Below are 23,963 nucleotides of genomic sequence, written 5' to 3' on the forward strand. Positions count from 1 at the left end.
CGCCCGGCGTCCTGCACGAGCAGCTGCAGCGACGGGCGGACCACCTCGACGGCGACTCCCGCGCCGAAACCCAGACCATCTGCATCCGTCGCGGAGTGCTGCGCCGCGACGCGCCGGGCGCGCGTCGGGTCGTCTCCGTTTCGGCCCGGATGACCGCCCTCCAGCCGAGCAGCCTCCCGCACCTGCGCGAACCGCACCGCCGTCCCGGGCGACAGCAGCGCGGGCGGGTTCCGCTCGATGTCCCACATCACGGCATCCGTGCGTCCGATGAGCTGCCATCCCCCCGGGCTCTCCCGGGGGTAGACGCCGGTGAACTGCCCGGCGAGCGCGACCGAGCCGGCGGGCACGCGTGTGCGCGGCGACGATCGGCGCGGCACGTCGAACAGGGGATCGCTGCTCACGACGTATCCGAAGCCGGGGGCGAAACCGGAGAACGCCACCCGCCAGTCCGCGGCGAGGTGCCGGTTGACGAGTTCCTCCGCCGAGACGCCCAACAGCGATGCCGCCTCGTCGAGGTCTTCGCCGTCGTACCGCACCGGTACGGTGACCTCGCCGGTGCCCGGCGGATGCGCGGTGTCGATCTCGGTCGCGGCCAGCACCGCTGAGAGATCGGCGGCCGAGACCCGGACCGGATCGAAGCGCACGAGCACGGTGCGGGCGCCGGGGATACGCTCGACGATGCCGGGCACGCCCTCCCACGCGAGGTTCAGGCGCATCGCCTCGTCGAGGTCGGATGCCTCGACGAGGAGAGCGTGATCGGATGCCGTGAGGATGCGCATCAGACGAGGTACTCCGCATCCGGAACATCGGTGATGAACATGTACCCGGGCGCGTGCGTGATCGCGAACGGCGGCCTCGAGGCCATGATCGCGGCCTGTGGGGTGACACCGCAGGCCCAGAAGACGGGCACTTCGCCGTCGCGCACCTCGGGAGCATCCCCGAAGTCGGGATGCGCCAGGTCGTGGATGCCGAGCGATGCCGGGTCGCCGATGTGCACCGGAGCACCGTGCACCGCGGGAGTGCGGCCGGAGATCTGCACGGCATCCGCGACGCGAGCCGCGGGGATCGGACGCATCGAGACGACCATCTCTCCGCGCAGTCGTCCGGCGGGCGCGCACGACACGGAGGTGCGGTACATGGGCACGTTCCGGCCGAGCTCCTGATGGCGGATCGGGATCCCTGCCTGTACGAGTCCGGATTCGAAGGTGAAGCTGCATCCGATGAGGAAAGCCACGAGGTCGGGATGCTCCGCCCAGGCCGCAGTCGCGTCGGCGACCTCCTCGACCAGTTCCCCGTCGCGCCAGATGCGGTACCGGCCGATGTCGGTGCGGATGTCGCTGCCGGGCGCGAGCCGTGACTCCACCGCGCCCTGCTCGATCACCTCGAGCACCGGGCACGGCTTCGGGTTCCGCTGCGCGAAGAGCAGCATTTCGAAGGCCCAGTCGGCCGGCACCGCGATGAGGTTCGCCTGGGTCAGCCCGACCGCGACTCCGCTGGTCGGCTCGGCGTGCCCCGCGCGTATCGCGGCGCGAGCAGCGCGTGCGTCGGCGAGCTGGTCGGCGGTGGCGAGAACGGTCATGTCAGGCGCCCGCGAACGGGGCGATCGTGATTCCCGCCTCCTGCAGCATCCGCTTGGTCTCTGCGGCCATGGCCACCGAGCCGGGGCTGTCGCCGTGCACGCAGATCGACTGCGCGACCACGGGCACATCGGTGCCGTCGATCGCACGGATCACGCCGTCGGCGGCGAGGCGCACCATGCGCTCGGCGACCGCTGCCGGGTCGTGCAGCACCGCGCCCTCCTCGGTGCGCGAGACGAGCTGACCGTCGGGCTGATACGCGCGGTCCGCGAACGCCTCGGCGGCGACGGCGAGCCCTGCCCGCTCGGCCACGTCGAGCACGACGCCTCCGGAGAGCCCGAGCAGCACCAGGCCAGGGTCGATCGCGCGGATCGCGGCCACAACGTCCTTCGACTGCCGCTCGTCGCGGGCGATCGTGTTGTAGAGAGCGCCGTGCGGCTTGACGTACGAGACCCGGCCGCCCACCGCGGAGGCGAGCCCGATGAGCGCGCCGAGCTGGTACTCGACGTGCGCCTGCAGCGTGGCCGAGTCGATGTCGACCTTCGTGCGTCCGAAGTTCTCGTAGTCGCGGTAACCGGGGTGCGCGCCGATCACCACGCCGTCCGCCACGGCAGCCGCGAGCGTCTCGCGGATCCCCTCGGGGCTGCCGGCATGGAAACCGCATGACACGTTCGCGCTCGTGACGAGGCGGAGCATGCTCGCGTCGTCGCTGACGATCCGGTCGGCGACGTTCTCGCCGAGGTCCGAGTTCAGGTCGATCGATGTCATGCGATCACGCTCCGATTCCGAGGAAGGCGAAGATGGGGCCGACCGAGACGATACCCATGTACCAGGTGAGCAGCGTCACGAGCGTACCGGCGACGAGCAGCCACATCGGGTACTTCTTCGAGCCGAGCAGGTCGCGACGGAACCAGCCGATGTACATGAACACCGTGAGTCCGATCGGCAGGATCAGGCCGTTGAAGCCGCCGACGAACACGAGGATCGCCGCAGGAGCGGTACCGATCGAGAGGTACACCGCCAGCGACACCACGATGAACGCGACGGTCGCGAGCTGCAGCGGCCACCCGCCCTTGAGCTTCGTGGTGAAGGTGGAGAGGAAGGTGGCGGAGGTGTAGGCCGCACCGATGACCGAGCTGATCGCCGCGGCCCAGAAGATCGCACCGAAGATGCGGAGGCCGGCGTCGCCGAGCACCGCGCCGAACGCCTGACCCGCGGGGTTCGCGCCCTGCCCGGAGAGGTCGAGCGTGACGCCGGAGGCCACGACGCCGAGGATCGCGAGGAACAGGACGTAGCGCATCACGCCGGTGACGAGGATGCCGTTGGTCGCCGCGCGCATGACGGGGCCGGCGTGCTCCGGTCCGGTGTGTCCCGAGTCGAGGTAGCGGTGGGCGCCGGAGTAGGTGATGTATCCGCCGACGGTGCCGCCGACGATGGTGGTGATGGTGGCGAAGTTCAGCTCGTCGGGCACGAAGGTCTGGCGCAGCGCCTCGCCGATCGGCGGCTGGGCGATCACGGCCACGACCACGGTCATGACGATCATGGCGATTCCCAGCACGACCAGCACGATGTCCATCACGGGGCCCGCCTTCTTCACCAGGAAGATGATGATCGCGAGGGCCGCGGTGACCATGCCGCCGAGCTTGGGGTCGATGCCGAGCAGGGCGTTGAGTCCCAGTCCGCCACCGGCGATGTTCCCGATGTTGAAGGCCAGCCCGCCGATCACGACGAGCACGGCGATCAGGTGTCCGGAGAAGGGGATGGCGCTGTTCGCGAGTTCGCCGGCGCGCTTGCCGGACGAGGTGATCATGCGCCAGACGTTCAGCTGCACCGCGATGTCGACGAGGATCGAGATGAGGATCGCGAACGCGAAGGCGGCCCCCATCGTCGCTGTGAACGTGGCGGTCTGCGTGATGAAGCCGGGGCCGATGGCGCTGGTGGCCATGAGGAAGATCGCGCCGATGACGGCACTGCGGCCCGCGCGCTTCTTGGCGGACGAGAGGCGGGCTTCGTCCTCCGGGGAGAGGGAGGCGGTGGTCTGCTCTGACATGCGGGGGGTTCCCATCGTCGTTGGTGGGTGTCGGGTGACCCCCAGTGTAGAACGGATAGGCATTGATTGTTCAACAATCGTGTTACGGCCGTGCTACAGAACGGTTGCTTTCGTGTGATTTCCCTCCTGCGACCGCAGACGATGCCGCGGCTCCGCCGCCTACGATGAAGGCATGAACCAGCAGGGCCCGCTCGCCGACGTCCTCCGTCAGCGCATCATCGACGGCGACTTCGCACCGGGGTCACGACTCTCGGAATCAGCCCTCGCCGAGCAGTTCGACGTCTCGCGCAACACGCTTCGCGAAGCCTTCCGTGTGCTCGCCGAGCAGGGCCTCGTCGAGCACATCCCCCACCGCGGGGTCTCGGTGGCGTCACCGACCATCGCCGACGTGATCGACATCTATCGGGCCCGCCGCGTGATCGAATGCACCGCACTGCGCCAGTCCGAGCCCGAGCACCCCGCCGTGCAGCTCATGCGCGAAGCCCTGGCCGAGGCCGAGGAGCAGCTGCCGCACGAGGATTGGCGACGTATCGGCAGCGCGAACATGGCCTTCCACGACGCGATCGTCGCCCTCGCCGACAGCGCACGGCTCGCCCGCACCTACCGCGATGTCGCCGCCGAGCTGCGTCTCGTCTTCCTCGAGATCGACGAGCCGAGGTCGCTGCACGAGCCGTACGTCCGTCGGAACCGCGCGGTGCTCACGGCTCTGCTGGAACAGGGCCCCGAAGCCGCTGCGGAAGAACTCGAGCGCTACCTCACCGCATCGGAGCGCAGTGTCCTGGGGGCTTTCGCCCGCATGGGCCACGCCTGACCCCCGACGTCTCGCCGGGACGCACACCACCTTCGACCAGAACGACGTTCGGTATTTTTGACCTGAGTGCATAAATCTGTGAACGTGCCGGGAGATGCCTTGCCATCGCGTGAGAGCCATGCTTACCGTGAGCGCACTTCGACAGGATCGGCTGCGCAGAGTTGCTCACCTTTCCGCCGGGGGCCGCGTGCCGAGGGGGCGCGCGGAATCGTTCAGATCGAAAAGGACTACTACTTTGCGACTCACGAGAAAACTGGCGTTCGCCGCTACCGCGGCTGCTGCGCTCTGCCTCGGCACGGTCATCCCCGCTGCCGCGAATTCCGCACCCGACGCCGATGACATCCCCACCTTCCAGGAGTTCGAGGCGTCGACTTACCGAGACGTCGACGGTGCCTACGTCGTCAACGGAGACGAGGTGATCTCCAACCAGGGCGAACTGCGTTCTTTCTACGAGCAGCTCCTCGGCGCCGACCCCGTGACCAACGGTCTCATCGTCAACACCGTCAACAGCATCGACGACAAGTGGTCCGACGCGCAGGTGGCGAACCTCACCTATTGCGTCAGCACCGCCTTCGGTGCACGTCACGCCGACGTCGTGAACGCGATGGAAAGCGGTGCTGCCCTCTGGGAAGCCGCATCCTCGAAGATCGACTTCATCTACGACAGCAGCGCCGATGCCAACTGCACGACGCGCAACAACGCCGTCCTGTTCTCGGTGGAGCCGGTGCAGACGACGCAGTACATCGCCAGGGCCTTCTTCCCGAGCACGGCACCGCGTCTGCAGAACGTCCTCATCGACGACTCGATCTGGACCCCCGGCTCGTCCTGGACCCCGACGAACGTGCTCGGCCATGAACTGGGCCACGTGCTCGGCTTCCGCCACGAGCACACCCGCCCGGAGGCCGGCACCTGCTTCGAGGACAACAACTGGCGTCCTCTGACGCCGTACGACTCCTCGTCGATCATGCACTACCCGCAGTGCAACGGATCGTCCGACGACCTGTCGATGACGAGCGTCGACACCGCCGGAGTCGTCTCCCTCTACGGGAACTGACACCGGTCAGCACGTCGGAATCAGCGGGGCCCGGTCGTTCGCGACCGGGCCCCGCGTTCGTCCGTCGTTCAGGCGGAGTCGCCCGGCAGTTGCTCGCGCCCCCGCAGAGCCGCCGTGGCCCGCGGCCGCGGCTCACCGTCACGCAGGGGAGCCGGTGGCGCGATGGACGCCGTGGGCTCGGGGAGTCCGTACCGTCGGAACATCCAGCGGCGGGCCTCCTCGAGCGGATACGTATCGCCGAAGACGGCGGATTTCACGAAGACACCCTCGATCGTGCTCCGCAGCATCACCTCTTCGAGCGCCGGGTCCTCGGCCCCCCGCGCGCGGAAGAGGTCACGGACCGCGTCCTCCGCCGCGGCGGCGCCCGCCTCGTGCCGGGCCTCCGACTCCGCGAAGAGTCGATGCGTGGCCGGCTGCTGCTGCATCGCGAGCACCGCGCGCTGCAGCGGTATCGCATAGGCGGTGGCCGTGAGAGCACCGTCGATCACCGCGGCGAGCATCTCGTCGGGCGTGCCCTCGACGCGGGCGAAGCCGAGCACGGTCTCGAACCAGCGATCGATCACGGCGGCGACGAGTTGCTCCTTGCCACCGAAGTGATAGTTCACGAGCCCCTGGGCGACGCCGGCACGCTTCGTGATCTCGGCGATGCTCGCCCCTGCGACGCCTCGTTCGCTGAACGTCTCGATCGCCGCCTGCAGGATGTTCTCCCTGGCACGCTCGCGGGCCAACCGGTTCTGCTCGTCGGAGCGCGCCACGTGGCATCCACCTCCTGAGTCCCGCCGGTCCGTCTTTCGAAATCGCCCCCCTGCCGTATAGATTACTCACTGAATGTTCGTTCAATCTATGAACCGACACGGATTCACCCTTCCCAGGAGCACCCATGCACTCTTTCGCGAGCGTCGACTTCAACAGCGTCACCTCGATCTTCGAATGGCTCGTGAGCCAGTGGTGGGCGTGGACGATCGTCGGGGTCGTCGTGCTGTTCTTCCTCGTGATCTGGATCCTGCCGGCCGCCAAGGTCAAGGCCTCGCCCGAGCACCCCACCACCGGGGTCGAAGCCGATGAGATCGCGCTCGGCTTCCTGCAGATCGTGAACCTGCCCTCAGGCGCCTGGAACGATCCGACCGCTTCGCTCCTCGACGACCGCGAGAAGAAGGTCCTCGTCGACCAGTGGGGCGTGCACACACGAGACGAATGGCTCGCCAACATCGAGCGCCTGAGCACCGTCCGCCGCCGTCGCGAGGTATGGATGCTGTACCTCGCCGTACGCACCGAACTCGCCCAGCGCCTCGGCCGCACGCCGAAGGCCAAGGAATGGCTCGCCGCCATCGTGCAGGAGGGCGGCGACAAGCGCGATGCACGCGCTTTCGTCACCTCGATCGAGTACGCCGAGACCGAGGTGCGCAAGCGCGTGGGCAAGGACATCGTCACCCCCGGGCTCTTCGTGAAGACCCTTGATGGCTACGGCCTGGGTCAGGCCGTGGCCATGACGACCTGGGGTGTCGCGCTCGGACACGGCGACGTCGCTGAGGCACGCGCGATCATCCACCGCATCAACGTCGAAGGGCGCCCGGCGTTCGAATCATGGGCCGACTTCGGCCTGAGCTACATCGTGGGACGTGTCATGCACTGGACGGACGGCAACGTCGATGAGAAGTCGTTCGAGAAGTTCGGCGACGGCTGGTCCGATTTCCAGGCCGCAGCGTCCGAGAAGCGCAACGGCCCGTGGGCGACGCTGTCATGGAGCCTGTGACCGTAGACCTGGAACCGCTGCGACGGAGCGCGGGCCTGCGCGACATCCGCACCTACGAGCGCATCTGCGGGATCCCGCCGCATCGCCGCTTCCTGGTGATCCTGGTGGTCGTGCTGCTGTTCGCCGCCGCGATGCTGACCGGGCTCTGGTTCCTCGGCCGCAGCGACATCCTCACGGTCGCCCCGATCCTCGGGGTGTTCGTGATCGGGTACACCGTGCTCGCCGCCGTCGGCTTCGTCTGGTGGGCGGTCGGCCTGAGTCGCCGGGTGAAGGTCGCCGCCTTCGCCTGGGCGAACGGATGGGCGTACGCCGACACCCTCGAGCGCACCCGCCGTCCCGGGGCCGCGTTCACGCGGGTCGCGCACGGACGCGAACGTGCGGTCATCGCCTGCGACGACGACCGGATGCCGTTCGAGCTGGGCATGCATCACTCTGTCGCCCACGGACAGGAGCGCGCCACGATCCAGCGCCCCTTCGCCTTCATCGAACTGCCGCTGCCGGCATCCGTCCCGCACATCGTGCTCGCCAACCGGAAGCGCAGCATCGTCCCCACGCTCGGCCTCGGGCGTGGCGCCGCGCACATGGATCTGGAAGGCGAGTTCGCGAAGACGTTCCGCCTCATCGTGCCGGAGGGCTATCAGCAGGACGCTCTCTACATCTTCACGCCGGATCTGATGGCCCGCGTGCTGGACCTCGGCTCCGGCGCCGAGATCGAGCTCGTGTCCGACCGTCTCTACGTGTACCTGCCGTCCGGCACACGGTTCGACCATGCCGAGACCATGACGGCGGTGCTCACCTTGGCCGAGGAGTTCCATCGGCGCTTCGCGGTGCGCACCGAGCTGTACCGCGATGACGAGGCGGGAGGCCTCGCCGCCAGAGCAGGCGTGTCGGTCGGCCTGCGCGGCCAACGGCTGGGCGGTCGCGGGATCTCGGTGTTCGCGGTCGCCGGCACGGCCGCGGTGCTCCTGCTCTCCGCCGGCCTCACCGCCTTCTCGCTCTTCGGCGGTGACATCCTCAGCTCGCTCGTCGGCTGAGCCTCAAGACCCACGGCTGTGGGCCTGGCCCGGAGGGGGCGCCAGGGCCACAGCCGTGTTCATCCCCTCCGCGGACGCTCGCGCACCCCGACGCGGTTCGTCAGGACCGGACGTGGTCGGTCAGGCCGAGGCCCGGATCACCAGCTCGGTCGGCAGGATCGTCGTGGTCGGCGGGTCCTCCCCCGCGAGCCGCGACAACAGGATCCGGGCCATGGCCTCACCCTGCGCGTACATCGGCTGGCGCATCGTGGTCAGCTGCGGATCGGTGGTGACGGCGACCGAGGAGTCGTCGAAGCCGACCAGCGCGATGTCCTCCGGCACACGCACACCCGCCGAGCGCAGGGCCGTCAGCGCACCTCGGGCCATCAGGTCGCTGGCGACGAAGATCGCATCCGGGCGCCCGCCGTCGAGAAGCCGTCTGGCAGCCTCCGCGCCGCTGGCCTCGCTGTAGTCGCCCTCCTCCTCCGCATACGGGGTGAGCCCGGCTTCCGCGAGCGCGGACCGGAACCCCTGCACACGGTCTTCCGAGGCGACCATCGTGAGCGGACCCGAGATCGTGGCGATGCGCGTACGGCCGATGTCGATCAGGCGGCGGGTGGCGTTCTTCGCTCCGGCGACGTTGTCGACGTCGACGACGTAGTCCCCGTCGTGACGGCGCACCGGGCGGCCGCCGAACACGACCGGCACGGCATCCGCGATCCGATCGACGAAGGCGTCGCTCGTGTGGTGCGAGACGATCAGCGCACCGTCCACGCCGCCGTTGCGCACGAAGCTGGTCATCTTGTCGCCGGGGTCATCGCTCGCGATGAGCAGGTTGAGCAGGTAGTCCGAGCCGCCGAGTGCACCTGTGATGCCCGCGACGATGGCCGCGAAGAACGGGTCGCCGAAGAAGCGCGTGGTGTCTTCGGGGACGATCAGCGCGATGGCGTGGGTCTGGCGTGATGCCAGGGAGCGCGCGGCCCGATTGGGCACGTAGTTCAGCTCGTCGATCGCGGCGCGCACCGCCGCGAGGGCTTCCGGGCTCACGGCGGTCGACCCGTTCACGACCCGTGACACGGTCGACCGGGAGACACCCGCAGCGGATGCCACTTCTTCGATGGTCGCTCGGGGCGACATCAGCGTACGCACTCTTCCATCGCCCTATTCTCACCGGTTCACGGGTGCGACGACGACCGTCCCGCTTCGAGTCGCGCAAATGGTCGCTTCGCGGCCGCAGATACGACCCTTCGCGCGACTCGAGGGGCGGGCAGCGGGGTCAGAGCGCCCGGGCCGCGATGATGCGGGCGTACTCCCGACCCGAGTCCTTGAGCGTGCGCTCCTGGGTGTCGTAGTCGACGCGTACGATGCCGAACCGCTTGTCGTATCCCCACGCCCATTCGAAGTTGTCGAACAGCGACCAGTAGAAGTAGCCGCGCACATCGACACCCGACTCGGCGGCATCGAGCACCGCGCCCAGGTGCAGGCGCAGGAACTCGGTGCGCTCGGCGTCGTGCACGCGCGTGTCGCCGTCTTCGACCGCCACGGCATCGTCGTAGGCCGCCCCGTTCTCGGTCATGTAGAGCACGGTGCCCGCGGGCTCGGCGTACTCGTTCCAGATCCGCTGCAGCACACGGGTGAGACCCTCGGGCTGCACCTCCCAGTTCTGCGCGGTGCGGGGCAACCCCCGCTCGACCGCGTGGATGCCGTCGCTCGACGGGTAGGGGCTGCGCCGCACGCGCTCGGTCTCGGGCTCCGCGGAGACCGGCCCCTCAGCCGGAGCAGTGCCCGATACGAGGTCGCCGTGGTAGTAGTTCACCCCCTGCGTGTCGATGTGCTGCGAGATCAGCTGGAGGTCGCCGTCCTGCACGGCCGCCTCGAACTGCGCGACCGCGTCGGCATCGACCGCGCGGATGTCTTCGACGATGTCGGCGGGGTAGCTGCCGCGGTAGATCGGGTCGAGGAACCAGCGGTTGAACTGTCCGTCCACGCGACGAGCCGCATCGACATCGGCCGGATTCTGCGGGTCGGCGGGGTCGGCGACCGTGTGGTTCAGGGTGATGCCGAGGTTGAGCGAGGCGTCGCGTCTGCGGAACTCCTGCACGGTCTTGCCGTGTGCGAGAAGCAGGTGGTGCGAGGCGAGCAGCCCCTCCGCGATGCTGGTGTGCCCGGGCGCATGCTCGCCGGCAGTGTACGAGAGGAACGACGAGCACCACGGCTCGTTCAACGTGGTCCACACGTTCACCCGGTCGCCGAGCGCGTCGTGCATGGTGCCGGCGTACTCCAGGAAGCGATCGACCGTGTCGCGGTTCGTCCAGCCACCGGCCTCCTGCAGGGCCTGCGGCATGTCCCAGTGGTACAGCGTCAGCCAGGGCAGGATGTCGGCAGCGAGCAGCTCGTCGACCAGGCGCTCGTAGAAGTCCACTCCCGCCGCGTTGACGGCTCCACCGTCCGGACGCACCCGTGACCACGAGGTCGAGAAGCGGTATGTCTGCAGCCCGAGCTGCGTCATGAGCGCGACGTCCTGCGGGTAGCGGTGGTAGTGATCGCAGGCGACGTCGCCGTTCTCGGCCCCGATCACCGCGCCCGGCTCGCGCGAGAACGCGTCCCAGATCGAGGCGGTGCGCCCGTCCTCGAACGCCGCCCCCTCGATCTGGTACGCCGCGGTCGCGGCGCCGAACAGGAAGTTCTCGGGGAAGGAGCGGGTCATAGGGGTCATCCTTTCACCGCGCCCGCCATGATGCCACTGACCAGCTGCCGACCGGCGACCACGAAGAGCACGAGCAGCGGGAGGGTCGCGAGCACCGCGCCGGCGAGCACGATCGAGTAGTCGATGTAGTAGCCCGACTGCAGCTGGCTGAGCGCCGTCTGCAGGGTCGGATTCTGCGGAGAGAGCACGATCAGCGGCCACAGGTAGTCGGTCCACGCCGTCATGAAGGTGAAGAGTCCGAGGATCGCCATGGCCGGCCGAGCCGCGGGGAGTCCGACGGTCAGGAAGGTGCGGAACTGGTTGGCGCCGTCCATACGGGCGGCCTCGATCAGCTCGTCCGGGATCACATCGACCAGGTACTGCCGCATGAAGAAGACGCCGAAGGCGGTGACGAGGGTCGGCACGATCACCGCGCCGATCGAGCCCGTCCAGCCGAGTTCGCGCATCAGCATGAACAGGGGGATGATGCCCAGCTGCGTCGGGATCGCCATCGTCGCGATCACGAAGATCATCAGCCCGTCGCGGCCCTTGAACCGGAGCTTGGCGAAGGCGTAGCCCGCGAGCGTGGAGAAGGTGACGACCGAGAGCGTGATGATGCCGGAGATGAGGAACGAGTTGCCCAGCGCCAGCCAGAACGGGATCGCGTCGAAGACCTCGGCCGCGTTCGTGAAGAAGTTGCCCCCGGGGATCAGCGGCAGCGTCTCCCCGCGGGTGGCGTTCGTGCCGCTCGCGACGACGACCGACCACCACAGCGGATACACGCTGCCGATGATGAACGCGGCCAGGAGCCCGTATGTGAGGAAGCCGGGGCGGCTGCCGATCCCGGCGGTGCCGGATGACGCACTCCGGCGACGGCGGATCTTCTCGGGGACGCTCAGTGCCTGCGTGGCGGTCATCGCGCGTTCTCCTCGGTCGTGGTGGCGATCGTCGTTCCGGCGGCAGCGCTCGTCGCGGCGGTGTCGGCGGTGTCGGCGGTGTCGGCGGTGCGCGCACGGCGGCGGGCCGCGCGGTTCTTGGGGGCGTCTCCGGTGGAGATGCGGCGGGAGATCAGGAAGTTGATCACGCCGATCCCGACGATCAGCAGGAAGAGCAGGATGGCGACGGCGGATGCCTCCCCGAGGTTCCGGCGGAAGAACGCCAGCTCCCACAGGAACAGCACCGTGGTCTGGAACTGCCGGTCGCTGCCGCCGATGCCGCCCGCGGTCGACACGTCGAACAGGCGCGGCTCGGCGAAGATCTGCAACCCGCCGATCGTCGCCGTGATGATGACGAAGATCAGGGTGGGACGGATCGTGGGGATGGTGATCGAGAAGAAGCGGCGCGCGGCGCCGGCCCCGTCGAGGGCCGCCGACTCGTAGAGGTCACGCGGCACGGCCTGCATCGCGGCCAGCAGGATGAGGGCGTTGTAGCCCGTCCAGCGGAAGTTCACCATGACGGCGATCGCGATGTGCGACAGCGCGGTGTTGTGCTTCCACTCCTGGTCCGCGATGCCGATGAGGTTGAGCAGGTTGTTGGCCAGACCGTCGGCCTCGTTGAAGATGCTCGAGAAGATGATGGCGACCGCGACCGGAGTGACCACGAACGGGATCAGCACGCTCATGCGCCAGAACGTCGGGGCGCGCAGGCCCCGGTCGAGGAGGTAGGCGATCACGAGGGCCACGGCCAGCTGCGGGATCGCGGAGAGCAGGAAGATGCTCAGGGTGTTGCCGATCGAGTTCCAGAACATCGAATCGCCGAGGATCTCGACGAAGTTGCCGACCCCGACGAACTCGCCTTCGCCCTTGAGCAGGTCCCACTCGTGCACCGCCACCCAGACCGTGTAGAGCAGCGGGAACAGGCCGACCAGCCCGAACAGCAGGAAGAACGGCGAGACGTAGAAGTACGGCGAGGCGTTCTGGTCGAACCGTGAGACGCGGTGGCGCCAGGAGCGTTTCGGTGCGGCATCCTTCGCGGGGGATGCCGCGCGCTGCTGTTCCGCGGGCGGGGCGGTGAGTGTCATGGGGTGTCCTTGTCCCGGGGTTCCGAGGAGTTCCGGTCGCAGTTCCTGCCGCCGGCCGCGGGGTGGCGACGGCGGGAACTGCGACCGGAAGGGGGATGTCAGCCGACGAGGTCGTTCAGCAGACCGATGGCCTGGTCCCAGGCGCCCTGGGTGTCGGTGTCGCCGCGGTCGAGGCTGCTGAGCGCCGGACCGAAGACGTTCTCCTGGATCACCGAGTCATCGGCACCCTTGAACTGGGCGGCGACGCCCTTGGCGCGCTCGGCGAGGATCGCCCCGGTCGGCGCGTCGTTGAAGAACGCGTTCGGCGTCGCATCCGCGGCGAGCGTCTCCTGCGCCTTGATCGTCGAGGGGAAGTTGCCCGCGGCGGCGGACTGCTTGACCTGCTGCTCGGGCTGCGTCAGCCAGTCGGCCAGCTCGGCGGCCGCCTTCTTGTGCTGCGAGGTCTCGGGGATCGACAGGAACGCGCCGCCCCAGTTCGCCGCTCCTCCAGGGAACACGTCGGCGAAGTCCCATCCTGTCGACGCGTCGCCGCCACCGGCTTCGACCTGACCCTGCACGACACCGAGCATCCAGCCCGGGCACACGAAGGTCGCGAAGGTGCCGTCGACGAACGACTTGCCGCCGTTCCAGTCCCACGCGGTCTGCGCGGCGGACTGGCCGCCCTCGGTCGCGGCGCCCAGCAGCTCGAAGCGCTCCTTGAGCTCGGCGTTGTCTTCGACGTTCAGCTCGCCGTCGGTCGTGTAGTAGCCCTCGTCGAGCTGGTTCACCATGGCGTTCCAGACGAAGCCGGAGTGGTCGTACCAGGCCTTGCCGGTCTTCGCGGTGTAGTCGGCGCCCACCTGGAAGTAGTTCTCCCAGTCGCCGTTGAGGAGCTCGGCCACCGACTCGCGGTCGCTCGGGAGCCCGGCCGCCTCGAATGCGGCGCCGTTGTAGCAGATGCCGCTCGGGCCGATGTCGGTGCCGTAGCCGATGACGCGGCCTTCGGCGTCGGTCGCCTGGCCGTACTTCCAGTCGACCCAGTCGTCCTTGCGGTCCTCGATGCCGTAGTCGCGCAGGTCGACGAAGGTGTCGGAGACGTCCATGATCGCGCCGAGCCAGCCCTCTTCGACCGCGACGATGTCGCTGAGGCCGGAGCCGGCGGCGATCTTGGTGAACGCATCGGTGCGGGCGTTGCCGCCGGTGTCGATGTTGGTCGCCTCGATCGTGACGTTCGGGTGAGCCTTCTCGTACTCCTTGTAGAGATCTTCGTAGCCGAAGGTGCCGAACGTGGTGACGGTCAGCGTGACCTCTTCGTCGGCGCTCCCCTCCGTGGAATCGCCGGTGCTGCCGGAGCAGCCGGCGAGGGCGAGAGCGGAGACGGATGCCACGGCGGCAGTCACGAGGATCCGGTTGCGGGCACGTGTGTTCACAGTTCACTCCTTTGTGGTGGTCGTGCGGTGTGTGGTGCGTCGAGACGTTGTGGGAGCGCTCCCACGAACTGAGCAGTCACTCTATGGGAGCGCTCCCACGGTGTCAACCCAGCCGCCGCGGGGTACCCTTGGGCAGTGCCCGAAGCCACGCTCTCCCCTGCCCTCGTCCGCGCCGAAGCCCTGATCCGCAACGTGCCGGACTACCCGCAACCGGGCATCATCTTCCGCGACATCACGCCACTCCTCGCCGACGCCGAGGCCCTCCGCGTGACGACCGAGGCGATCATCGAACCCTTCGCCGGCCAGTTCGACGTGATCGCGGGCATCGAGGCGCGCGGCTTCATCCTCGCCAGCGCTGCCGCCATCGCCGCAGGCGTCGGACTCATCCCGATCCGCAAGGCCGGCAAGCTGCCGCGCCCCGCGGCATCCGTCGACTACGCCCTCGAGTACGGCACCGCCACGATCGAGATGCACGACGACCTGCCCCCCGGATCCCGCGTGCTGCTGATCGACGATGTGCTCGCCACCGGAGGGACCCTCGCGGCCGGACGCGAGCTCGTCGAGCGCCTCGGCAGCCATGTCATCGGCATCTCGGTGCTGTTCGAGATCGACGGTCTCGGTGGCCGCGAGGCGGTCGGCGACCTGCACACCGTCTTCCACTCCGCATAACCCCCACCCCCCACTCCCTCACGCCCCCACGCACTGCTCGTCGAGTGCACGGGTCCTCAGCGAGCGCACGGCATCCCCCCGCACACCGGCCGTGCACTCGGCGAGATGTCCGTGCACTCGGCACCGAGGGGGCGGAGGAGCGAGGGGGCGAGTGGGCGAGTGAGCCGAGGGCAGTAGACTGGATGCGCCCGTCCGCCCGCGACTCTTGGAGCCGTCATGCCCACCATCGTCGTCGACGTCATGCCCAAGCCCGAACTGCTCGACCCGCAGGGGAAGGCCGTCTCCGGCGCCTTCGCCCGCCTCGGCGTCGAGGGCTTCACCGACGTCCGCATCGGCAAGCGCTTCGAGCTCACCGTCGAAGGCGAGGTCACCGACGAGGTTCTCGCCGAGGCCCGGCGCATCGCCGACGAGGTGCTCTCCAACTCCGTGATCGAGGACGTCGTCGGCATCGAGGTCGCGGAGTGACCGTCCGCATCGGCGTCATCACCTTCCCCGGTTCGCTCGACGACCGCGACGCCCAGCGCGCCGTGCGCATCGCCGGCGCAGAGCCGGTCGCCCTGTGGCACGGCTCGCACGACCTCGAGGGCGTCGACGCGCTCGTCCTCCCCGGTGGCTTCAGCTACGGCGATTACCTGCGCGCCGGCGCGATCGCCGCGCTCTCGCCGATCATGAGCGAGGTCAAGGATGCCGCCGCGAAGGGAATGCCCGTGCTCGGCATCTGCAACGGTTTCCAGATGCTCGTCGAGGCTCACCTGCTGCCCGGCGGCCTGATCCGCAACAACCACCAGCACTTCGTGCGTCGCGACCAGAAGCTCACGGTCGAGAACTCCGACACCGCGTGGACCAATGCGTTCCGCACCGGCCAGGAGATCGTGATCCCGCTCAAGAACGCCGACGGCGGCTACATCGCCGACGAGCAGACCCTCGACCGCATCGAGGGCGAGGGGCTCGTGGCCTTCCGCTACGCCGGAGTCAACCCGAACGGATCGCTCCGCGACATCGCCGGTCTCACCAACGAGGCGGGCAACGTGGTCGGGCTCATGCCGCACCCCGAGCACGCCACCGAGGCGGGCTTCGGCCCCGACACCGCTGTCGCCATGCGCAGCGGCATCGACGGACTCGACTTCTTCACGAGCGCCATCGCCGCGGTCGCCCGCGTCGCCGCATAACCTCAGGCCGGTCCGCCGTCAGGCCGGTCCGCCGTCAGGTCAGTCGGCAGGCAGGGTGAACGGATTGTCCCCCGCCGCCGCGAGCAGGTACCAGGCCGTCGCGCCCGTGTGCAGGCTGGCGTAGTAGAGGTCGCCGAAACCCGAGTCGAGACCGTCGTTCGAGGTCGCGACGATCCCCTTGCCGTCACCGTTCGGGGCATCGCGCTGCGCCAGACGGATGCTGCTCAGCAACGTCTCGGCCCGGTCGGCGTCTCCCGGGCCGTCGCGGAGCGTGAGAGCGAGCGCGAGGTGTCCGCTCCCCTCGAACCAGGCCTTCGACACATCGACCTCGCTGATCGAGGGGCCCGCGTACGGGCCGTCGGTGGCGATCAGGTTCGCGAGCGTCCAGTCCAGCGCGGCGCCGTAGCGCGGGTCGCCCGTGGCGAGTGAACTCCACGTCTGCGCATCCAGCGGAATGGGACGGGTGTTGATGGTCGAACCGTCGAGGCCCGTGCCGGTGTCGACGTGGCCGTCCGCACTCTGCATGGCCGCGACGAAGTCGGCGGCGACCGCTGCCCGATCGGACCACACGGGGTCGCCGGTGAGCTGAGCCAATTGCGTGAAGAACCCCGAGACGTCGCTGTTGTGCTCGGTGGACTTCCAGGTCAGCGACGTGCCGTCCTCGAGCTGACCCCCGGTGTACCCGTACGGGGCTCGGAGCATGTCGGCCGTGTTGTCCTGGATCCACTGGCCCACACGCAGCGCGCCGTCGAGGTACCGCGAATCTCCGGTGGCGTGCGCGAGACGCGCGAGAGCCAATCCGACCCACGCCTGGTTCCCGGTGAAGCTGCCGGGGCCGGTGATCTCCACCCGCCCCTCGCGGATGCCGTGCGGTTCGTACGACGCCCGTGTGCGGCCGTCGCCGATCGGGTCGTTCTCCTGCACGAAGAGCAGGGTGTCGCCGATCGCCCGCGCGCGACGGAGGTCGTCCAGAAGCCCCCTGGCGGTATACGCGATGATCACGAGCGCATCGTCGTAGACGAACGAGGGGGTGAAGTCCCAGCTCGGAGTGGTGAAGAATCCGCCCTCGTAGCTGCGCGGCAGACAGTGTCCGGCTCCATCGCAGAACTGGTCGACGCGCGTATCCAGGAACTCGTAGGCCAGCGCGACGGACTGCGAGGGATCCAGGCCACTCGCACCGGATGCCTGGTCATCCGACGGGCGCATGGCTCCCCCCGCGGCAGGAGCCGCGCCCACCAGCACAACTGCGGCGACGAGCGCGGCGGCGACCGCCCACGGCGCCGATCGGCGCGAAGATCCGGACATCGAGACCCCTCGGTCTGAACCGCGCGCGGGTCCGCAGCACGCGGGTGACCGGCAGGTCACCAAGCGAGCCTCGCACCCCGCATGCGCTCGCAGAAGCGGCGAAGGTCTAGAGGTGGCTCTCCGATCGGCGAGTCCTCCGAACCGACCCAGCCACCGGTTCGCCGGTCCCCCGGGAGTCGGAGCGGTACGTCAGGCGAGCGCCGGCGGCCAGACGCCGATGATGATCGCCATGACGACGACCGTGACGAGCTCGTGAGCGATGTTCAGCGTGGTGAGTCGGGTCGAGCGCCCCTCGAACGCGTCGTGCGTGATGAAACGGGCGGCCGTGAACCCCGCCCACAGCGTGACAGCGGTGACGACGGCGCCCCAGAAGTACGATCCGCCATAGAAGTGCCACGCGATCGACGAGGCGCCGGCGAGCACCCAGGCCGTGATGAAGCTCACGATGACCGTGGTGATGATCGGCCAGGCCGCTGTGGCCGCAGGACGATCCATGTCGACGTTCGCGAGCTTCGACCAGCGCGTGCCGAACACCTTCGGGGCGTACCAGACCGAGCCGACGAGCATGCTCGACGCGGTGGCCAGCAGGACCGCCCAGTAGTTGATCTCGGGAACCATGACAGCCTCCACTCATCGGATGCCTCACCCTACTCCCCGCCTGCGATCGCACCGCCGGCGACACCGGCATGAGACCGCGACGGATGCCTGACCACGGACGCTCGACGATCATGCAAATGGCCGACCGTCATGCAAGTGGCGCGGCCTCGGCCGGCGGAATCCGCTGCACCGAACCGATTCGATCCCCGCTCTGGCATGAATGTAAGCGTTTGCACTAGCCTGTTCCCATGGCACAGCTTGAGCAGATCGCAGCCCCCGGTTCCGAGTGGTGGCGCAGCGCCGTCATCTACCAGATCTACCCCCGATCCTTCGCGGACGCCTCGGGTGACGGCATCGGCGACCTGCCGGGCATCACCAGCCGACTCGATGCGCTGCAGGAGCTCGGCGTCGACGCGATCTGGCTGAGCCCGTTCATGACCAGCCCGCAGCGCGACGCGGGTTACGACGTGGCCGACTACCGCGACGTCGACCCGCTGTTCGGCACGCTGGCCGACTTCGACGACATGCTCGAGGCCGCCCATGCCCGCAACATCCGCGTGGTGGTCGACCTGGTGCCGAACCACTCGTCCGACCAGCACGTCTGGTTCCAGCAGGCGTTGAAGGCCGGCCCGGGCAGCCCCGAGCGCGCGCGCTACATCTTCCGCGACGGCAAGGGCGAGAACGGCGAGCTCCCGCCGAACAACTGGGAATCCGTGTTCGGCGGCGGCATGTGGGAGCGCGTCGTCGAGGCCGACGGCACGCCGGGCCAGTGGTACCTGCACATCTTCGACGCCACCCAGCCCGACTTCGACTGGACCAACGAAGAGGTGCGCGAGGAGTTCCGCTCCATCCTGCGCTTCTGGCTCGACCGCGGTGTCGACGGGTTCCGCGTCGACGTGGCCCACGGCATGATCAAGGCCGAAGGCCTGCCCGACTACACGCCCCCGAGCGATGCCGACTCCATGGGCGGCGGCGAGTCGAACGTGCCGTACTGGGGCCAGGACGGCGTGCACGACATCTACCGCGACTGGCACAAGGTGCTCGCCGAGTACGACGGCGACCGCGCCCTGTGCGGCGAGGCCTGGATGCCGACGCTCAAGCAGACGGCCCTGTGGGTGCGTCCGGACGAGATGCACCAGACGTTCAACTTCCCGTACCTGATGACGCCGTGGAACGCGAAGGCCCTCGGCGACGTCATCCGGGAGTCGCTCGACGACTTCGGCGCGGTCGGCGCCCCGAGCACCTGGGTGCTCTCGAACCACGATGTGGTGCGCCACGCCTCGCGCCTCGCGCTGACGGCGGACAACCCCCAGGGCGAGGGCATCGGCCCGAACACCCCGAGCAAGCCCGACACCGCGATCGGCCTGGCCCGCGCCCGCGCCGCGACCACGCTGATGCTGGCACTGCCCGGTTCGTCGTACCTGTACCAGGGCGAAGAGCTCGGCCTGCCCGAGGCCATGGAGATCCCGGACGAGTACCGTCAGGACCCGACCTGGTTCCGCACGAACGGCGAGCGCTATGGTCGTGACGGATGCCGCGTGCCCCTGCCCTGGGAGGCCGAGGCTCCGGCCTTCGGATTCAACGACACCGGTCTCTCGTGGCTCCCGCAGCCCGCAGACTGGGCGGCCTACGCCCGCGACGTCGAAGAGGTCGATCCCGCATCGACGCTCGCTCTGTACAAGCGTCTGCTGGCCGCGCGCCGCGAGCACGGCTTCGGCAGCGGCTCGCTGGTCTGGGAAGACGCCGGTCCCGACGCGGTCGCCTTCCGACGTGGTGACGTGCACGTCGTCGCGAACCTCGGCACGGCGCCGATCGAGCTGCCGGCCGACGCCTTCGTGATGCTGCAGAGCCAGCCGTTCGAAGGCGCGTCGATCCCGGTCGACACCGCCGTCTGGTACACCACAGCGACGCAGGCCTGACACGCCCTTCCGGTCGCGATTCGTGTCGCTCACGCCCGCGTGAACAGGCAGGAATCGCGACCGGAGCCCTTTCGACAGAGGAACACATGGCCAGCATCGATGAGGTCGCCCGGCTCGCCGGAGTCTCCACCGCGACCGTCTCCCGCGCACTGAGCGGACGCGGTCACGTATCCGAGTCCGCGAAGGAGAGGGTGCAGGCCGCGGCGCAGTCGCTCGGCTATGTCGTCTCGTCGCGGGCGTCGAGCCTGGCCTCGGGTCGCACCCGCAACGTCGGGGTGATCGTGCCCTTCCTCGACCGGTGGTTCTTCAGCACGGTGCTCTCCGGCGTCTCCGCCGCGCTCATGCGCGAGGGCTATGACATCACGCTGTACAACATCACTGCCGACAAGGACGTACGTCGGCACGTGTTCGACACCTTCCTGCGCCGACAGCGCGTCGACGCCGTGATCGCGGTGTCGATCGAGCTCGACGAGGACGAGACGCAGTATCTGCTCGACCTCGGACTTCCTGTGATCGCGATCGGCGGTCCGAACCCGAAGCTCGACACCCTCACCGTCGACGATGTCGCGGTCGCGCAACTTGCCACCGAGCATCTGATCAGCCTGGGCCACACCGATATCGCGCACATCGGGGCGAACCCGGAGTTCGACATCGACTTCCACATCCCGACCAACCGCCGCCTGGGGTTCGAGAAGGCGCTGGCGAAGGCGGGCATCCCCCTCAACCATGCCTTCCTCGAGCCCGCCGACTTCACGGTCGAGGGCGGCTACCGGGCGGCGAAGCAGCTGCTCGGCCGCCCGGGCCCCCGCCCGACCGCCGTGTTCGCGGCCTCGGACGAGATGGCCATCGGCGCACTTCTCGCGGCCCGAGACCTGGGCTTCAGCGTTCCCGAGGAGCTGTCGATCGTCGGCATCGACGGGCATGAACTCGGCGAGTTCTTCCGCCTGACCACGGTCGATCAGTTCCCGCTCGGACAAGGCGAGCGGGCAGCCGATGCCGTGCTGGCGAAGCTCGCCACCCCCGACGCCGTGCACATCCCGTCGGCGCTGCCCTACGAGCTGAACGTGCGCGGGACCACCTCCCGCCTGCTCTAGCGTTCGACCAGGGTGGCGTCGCGCCAGGTGCGATAGCCGCCGTCGAGGTTTCGCGCGTCCACGCCTCGCTGCCGGAGGATCCGCGTGGCGATGTGCCCACGCAATCCGACCTGGCAGTGCACGATGACGGGTCCATCGGAAACCTCGTCGAGCCGTTCTCTGAGCTCGTCGAGCGGCACGTTGACGGCGCCGGGAATCGCGCCGGCAGCATGCTCGGCCGTCGAGCGCACGTCGATCAGTGTCGCTCCCCCACGCTGCTCCTCAGCGAGTTCATGCCATTGGATGGTCGGAGTCGTGCCGGAGCGGGTGTTCTCGGCGACGTAGCCGAGGATGTTGACCGCGTCCTTCGCCGAGCCGAGCTGCGGGGCGTAGGCGAGTTCGAGATTCGCGAGCCCGGCGGCCGTGATGCCGGCCTGCATGGCGGTCGCCACCACATCGATCCGCTTGTCGACACCGTCTCGCCCCACCACCTGCACACCGAGGATCACGTCGGAGGCCGGGTCGGCGAGCATCTTCATGGACAGCGTCTCGGCGCCGGGGTAGTAGCCGGCGTGGGATCCGGGATGCACATGCACGACGTAGAAGTCACGTCCTGCGGCCCGGAGCTGCCGTTCACTCCAGCCCACCTTCGCTGCGTCGACCCCGAACACGCGGACGATCCCGGTGCCGAGCGCGGGGCGCGCCGTCTCCGTCCTCCCCGCGATGAGGTCGGCCACCATGCGTCCATGTCGGTTCGCGAGGCCGGCCATCGTGATGAGAGCCGTGTCGCCGCCCACGAGGTCGAGCTTCTCGACGCCGTCGCCCACCGCGAACACGTCGGGGGCGCTCGTGCGGCACATCGAATCGACCGCGATGCCGCCGGTCTCACCGAGCCGGATGCCGGCACCTTCGGCCAGCGCCGTCTCCGGTACGACTCCGGAGGCATCGATCACGAGTTCGGCGGGGACGGATGCCCCATCACTCAGCGTGACCCGCCCGGATACGGCACGCACGACCTCGACGCCGAGGCGCACATCGACGCCGTGCGCGCGGACCTCGGCGGTGATCGGTGCGGCCATCTCCGCATCGAGCGGGGAGAGGAGGTGGGATCCCCGCTGCACCAGCGTCACGGATGCGCCGCGAGCGACGAGGTTCTCGACCGCTTCCAGGCCCGTGTAGCCTCCGCCGACCACCACCACCGGAACGCCCGCCCGCGAGAGCGCGGCGTCGATCGCATCCGCGTCTTCGACCGTCCGCAGACTGCGCGTACGGATGCCCGAGGAGGGCTCGTTCAGACGGGGGCGCGCGCCGGTGGCGAGGATCAGCCTGTCGTAGCTCTGTGTGAAGCGGCGCCCGGAGTCGATGTCCATGACCTCGACGAGCTTCTGCGCAGTGTCGATTCGCGTGACATCGTGACGCACACGCACATCGAGTCGGAAGCGGCTGCGCAAAGATTCCGGCGTCTGCAAGAGCAGCGATTCGCGTTCCGCGATCACCCCTCCGACGTAATAGGGCAAGCCGCAGTTCGCGTACGAGACCTCGGGCCCTCGTTCGAACACCATGATCTGCGCGTGCTCGTCGAGGCGGCGCAGGCGCGCGGCGGCGGACATGCCCCCGGCGACCCCACCGACGATGACCACGGTGAGCGGTTGCACGGTGGTCATCGCCGGAACATCCGCGAGAAGAAGCCGCCCTGCGCCTGCTCCTTCGGGTGTCCGGAACACCACTGCGCGGCAGGCACCGTTCGCCGCACGGCGTCGACGTGCTGACCGCACCCCGCCCAGGTCGTCTTGCCGCAGGTCTTGCAACGGACTGCTCGGCACATCTTCATCGTCTCCTCACCGATACCCCCATGGGTATCGGTCCCCACTATACCCCCGGGGGTATAGTGGGGAGTCCAGCCGACACCCAGGGAGCGACCATGTCATCCGCAGACGCCGACACCCAGCGCAGGATCGCCAACCGTCTCAAGCGAGCCCGAGGACAGCTCGGCGCCGTCATCGCCGCGGTCGAAGAGGGTGGCGACTGCCGGGCGGTGGTCACACAGCTCGCCGCCGTCACCTCGGCTCTCGACAAGGCGGGTTTCCAGATCATCGCCTCCGCCATGAAGGACTGCGTGACCGAGTCCGAGGCGGAGACGCAAGCGGCCACCGACACCCGTGGAGTGTCGATGGCCGAACTGGAGAAGCTGTTCCTCTCCCTCGCGTGACCGGCGGCGCGGGTCAGCTCGCGACGATGAGACCCTTCGTCGCCGTGCGGGCGGCCTCGAAGCGGCGCTGCACATCGGGCCAGTTCACGAGGTTCCAGAACGCCTTGACGTAGTCGGCGCGCACGTTGAGGTAGTCGAGGTAGTAGGCGTGCTCCCAGACGTCGAGCTGCAGCAGCGGGGTGACGCCGAGCGGCGCGTTGCCCTGCTGGTCGAACAGCTGGAAGATCACGGGACGCGCACCCACGCTGTCCCAGGCGAGCACTGCCCAACCGGATCCCTGCACACCGAGTGCGGTCGCGGTGAAGTGGGCACGGAAGGCGTCGATCGATCCGAAGGCATCGACCAGTGCGGCCTCGAGCTCACCCTCGGGTGCTCCGCCGCCCTCGGGCGAGAGGTTCTGCCAGAACACCGAGTGGTTGATGTGGCCGCCGAGGTTGAAGGCGAGGTCCTTCTCGAGCTTGTTCACGTTCGCGAGGTCACCCGCGCTGCGGGCGGCGGCGAGCTGCTCGAGTGCGGAGTTCGCCCCCGTGACGTAGGCCTGGTGGTGATTGGAGTGGTGCAGCTCCATGATCTTGCCCGAGATGTGCGGCTCGAGGGCCGAGTAGTCGTACGGCAGCTCGGGGAGTGTGTAGAGCGTGGTCATGACGTC

General features: G+C 68.7%; 24 protein-coding genes. 10 read left to right on the forward strand and 14 right to left on the reverse strand.

What is annotated here, in order from left to right; all coding sequences use genetic code 11:
- The 4 genes from B2869_RS03470 to B2869_RS03485 all read right to left on the reverse strand — a co-directional run.
- On the reverse strand, positions 1-779 hold a 779-nt coding region (locus B2869_RS03470; protein WP_292762808.1), incomplete at its 3' end, for a 5-oxoprolinase subunit B family protein.
- Entirely contained in the window at positions 779-1,579 is an 801-nt protein-coding gene (locus B2869_RS03475) for a putative hydro-lyase (RefSeq protein WP_292762811.1), read from the reverse strand. The genes B2869_RS03475 and B2869_RS03470, both read right to left, overlap by 1 nt.
- 1 nt (position 1,580) lies before the next feature.
- Positions 1,581-2,345, reverse strand: coding sequence for a LamB/YcsF family protein (locus B2869_RS03480; RefSeq protein WP_021199226.1), 765 nt, complete (start codon positions 2,343-2,345; stop codon positions 1,581-1,583).
- A gap of 4 nt (positions 2,346-2,349) precedes the next feature.
- The gene (locus B2869_RS03485) at positions 2,350-3,627 is read right to left on the reverse strand and encodes an NRAMP family divalent metal transporter (RefSeq protein ID WP_021199227.1); all 1,278 of its coding nucleotides are present in this window, start codon (positions 3,625-3,627) and stop codon (positions 2,350-2,352) included.
- A 172-nt stretch (positions 3,628-3,799) separates the two neighbouring features.
- Here B2869_RS03485 and B2869_RS03490 point away from each other — a divergent pair, with 172 nt between their 5' ends.
- Together B2869_RS03490 and B2869_RS03495 are read left to right on the forward strand one after the other, a co-directional pair.
- On the forward strand, positions 3,800-4,438 hold the full coding sequence (locus tag B2869_RS03490; protein ID WP_021199228.1) for a GntR family transcriptional regulator: 639 nt from the start codon (positions 3,800-3,802) through the stop codon (positions 4,436-4,438).
- A 235-nt stretch (positions 4,439-4,673) separates the two neighbouring features.
- Positions 4,674-5,492 carry a matrixin family metalloprotease gene (locus B2869_RS03495; protein WP_021199229.1) on the forward strand — a complete coding sequence of 273 codons (819 nt, stop codon included), beginning with the start codon at positions 4,674-4,676 and terminating at the stop codon, positions 5,490-5,492.
- Between the two features lie 68 nt (positions 5,493-5,560).
- On the opposite strand, the gene B2869_RS03500 is transcribed toward B2869_RS03495, so the two are convergent.
- The gene (locus tag B2869_RS03500; protein WP_292762820.1) at positions 5,561-6,247 is read right to left on the reverse strand and encodes a TetR/AcrR family transcriptional regulator; all 687 of its coding nucleotides are present in this window, start codon (positions 6,245-6,247) and stop codon (positions 5,561-5,563) included.
- A gap of 125 nt (positions 6,248-6,372) precedes the next feature.
- Here B2869_RS03500 and B2869_RS03505 point away from each other — a divergent pair, with 125 nt between their 5' ends.
- Together B2869_RS03505 and B2869_RS03510 are read left to right on the forward strand one after the other, a co-directional pair.
- The gene (locus B2869_RS03505) at positions 6,373-7,245 is read left to right on the forward strand and encodes a DUF1266 domain-containing protein (protein ID WP_021199231.1); all 873 of its coding nucleotides are present in this window, start codon (positions 6,373-6,375) and stop codon (positions 7,243-7,245) included.
- Positions 7,242-8,279, forward strand: coding sequence for a hypothetical protein (locus tag B2869_RS03510; RefSeq protein ID WP_292762824.1), 1,038 nt, complete (start codon positions 7,242-7,244; stop codon positions 8,277-8,279). The genes B2869_RS03505 and B2869_RS03510 overlap by 4 nt, the downstream gene beginning before the upstream one ends.
- A gap of 120 nt (positions 8,280-8,399) precedes the next feature.
- On the opposite strand, the gene B2869_RS03515 is transcribed toward B2869_RS03510, so the two are convergent.
- From B2869_RS03515 to B2869_RS03535, 5 genes are all read right to left on the reverse strand, one after another.
- Positions 8,400-9,395 carry a LacI family DNA-binding transcriptional regulator gene (locus B2869_RS03515; RefSeq protein WP_292762827.1) on the reverse strand — a complete coding sequence of 332 codons (996 nt, stop codon included), beginning with the start codon at positions 9,393-9,395 and terminating at the stop codon, positions 8,400-8,402.
- 139 nt (positions 9,396-9,534) lie between these two features.
- Positions 9,535-10,965, reverse strand: a complete 1,431-nt coding sequence (locus B2869_RS03520; protein ID WP_292762830.1) for a GH1 family beta-glucosidase — start codon at positions 10,963-10,965, stop codon at positions 9,535-9,537.
- A 5-nt stretch (positions 10,966-10,970) separates the two neighbouring features.
- On the reverse strand, positions 10,971-11,861 hold the full coding sequence (locus B2869_RS03525) for a carbohydrate ABC transporter permease (RefSeq protein WP_292762833.1): 891 nt from the start codon (positions 11,859-11,861) through the stop codon (positions 10,971-10,973).
- Positions 11,858-12,964: a carbohydrate ABC transporter permease gene (locus B2869_RS03530; protein WP_292762836.1), complete on the reverse strand. Its 1,107-nt coding sequence runs from the start codon at positions 12,962-12,964 to the stop codon at positions 11,858-11,860. The genes B2869_RS03525 and B2869_RS03530 overlap by 4 nt, the downstream gene beginning before the upstream one ends.
- Positions 12,965-13,062: 98 nt before the next feature.
- Positions 13,063-14,373 carry an ABC transporter substrate-binding protein gene (locus tag B2869_RS03535; protein WP_292762840.1) on the reverse strand — a complete coding sequence of 437 codons (1,311 nt, stop codon included), beginning with the start codon at positions 14,371-14,373 and terminating at the stop codon, positions 13,063-13,065.
- A 135-nt stretch (positions 14,374-14,508) separates the two neighbouring features.
- Between B2869_RS03535 and B2869_RS03540 the strand changes: the two genes are divergently transcribed.
- The 3 genes from B2869_RS03540 (at position 14,509) to purQ (ending at position 16,211) form a co-directional block, all read left to right on the forward strand.
- The gene (locus tag B2869_RS03540) at positions 14,509-15,042 is read left to right on the forward strand and encodes an adenine phosphoribosyltransferase (protein WP_029258801.1); all 534 of its coding nucleotides are present in this window, start codon (positions 14,509-14,511) and stop codon (positions 15,040-15,042) included.
- 216 nt (positions 15,043-15,258) lie between these two features.
- Complete coding sequence (gene purS, locus B2869_RS03545; RefSeq protein ID WP_017204254.1) at positions 15,259-15,507, forward strand: phosphoribosylformylglycinamidine synthase subunit PurS; 249 nt, start codon at positions 15,259-15,261, stop codon at positions 15,505-15,507.
- Positions 15,504-16,211: a phosphoribosylformylglycinamidine synthase subunit PurQ gene (gene purQ, locus B2869_RS03550; protein ID WP_029266853.1), complete on the forward strand. Its 708-nt coding sequence runs from the start codon at positions 15,504-15,506 to the stop codon at positions 16,209-16,211. Before purS ends, purQ begins: the two co-directional genes overlap by 4 nt.
- A 39-nt stretch (positions 16,212-16,250) precedes the next feature.
- Here the strand turns inward: purQ and B2869_RS03555 are convergent, their stop codons facing one another.
- Both B2869_RS03555 and B2869_RS03560 read right to left on the reverse strand, forming a co-directional pair.
- Positions 16,251-17,516 (reverse strand): hypothetical protein, encoded by a 1,266-nt coding sequence (locus tag B2869_RS03555; protein ID WP_292762849.1) that lies wholly within the window; start codon positions 17,514-17,516, stop codon positions 16,251-16,253.
- A gap of 189 nt (positions 17,517-17,705) precedes the next feature.
- Complete coding sequence (locus B2869_RS03560) at positions 17,706-18,134, reverse strand: DUF1761 domain-containing protein (protein WP_021199241.1); 429 nt, start codon at positions 18,132-18,134, stop codon at positions 17,706-17,708.
- 227 nt (positions 18,135-18,361) lie between these two features.
- Between B2869_RS03560 and B2869_RS03565 the strand changes: the two genes are divergently transcribed.
- Both B2869_RS03565 and B2869_RS03570 read left to right on the forward strand, forming a co-directional pair.
- On the forward strand, positions 18,362-20,032 hold the full coding sequence (locus B2869_RS03565) for a glycoside hydrolase family 13 protein (protein WP_021199242.1): 1,671 nt from the start codon (positions 18,362-18,364) through the stop codon (positions 20,030-20,032).
- Between the two features lie 86 nt (positions 20,033-20,118).
- Positions 20,119-21,126, forward strand: a complete 1,008-nt coding sequence (locus tag B2869_RS03570) for a LacI family DNA-binding transcriptional regulator (protein WP_021199243.1) — start codon at positions 20,119-20,121, stop codon at positions 21,124-21,126.
- Here the strand turns inward: B2869_RS03570 and B2869_RS03575 are convergent.
- The gene (locus B2869_RS03575) at positions 21,123-22,769 is read right to left on the reverse strand and encodes an FAD-dependent oxidoreductase (protein ID WP_292762855.1); all 1,647 of its coding nucleotides are present in this window, start codon (positions 22,767-22,769) and stop codon (positions 21,123-21,125) included. The genes B2869_RS03570 and B2869_RS03575 overlap by 4 nt on opposite strands.
- 257 nt (positions 22,770-23,026) lie before the next feature.
- Between B2869_RS03575 and B2869_RS03580 the strand changes: the two genes are divergently transcribed.
- Positions 23,027-23,314 carry a metal-sensitive transcriptional regulator gene (locus B2869_RS03580; RefSeq protein ID WP_292762858.1) on the forward strand — a complete coding sequence of 96 codons (288 nt, stop codon included), beginning with the start codon at positions 23,027-23,029 and terminating at the stop codon, positions 23,312-23,314.
- Positions 23,315-23,327: 13 nt separating this feature from the next.
- On the opposite strand, the gene B2869_RS03585 is transcribed toward B2869_RS03580, so the two are convergent.
- Positions 23,328-23,957, reverse strand: a complete 630-nt coding sequence (locus B2869_RS03585; RefSeq protein ID WP_292762860.1) for a superoxide dismutase — start codon at positions 23,955-23,957, stop codon at positions 23,328-23,330.
- Positions 23,958-23,963 lie beyond the last annotated feature (6 nt).

This window comes from Microbacterium sp. UBA3486 (genome assembly GCF_002377845.1).
Taxonomy (GTDB): domain Bacteria; phylum Actinomycetota; class Actinomycetes; order Actinomycetales; family Microbacteriaceae; genus Microbacterium; species Microbacterium maritypicum_A.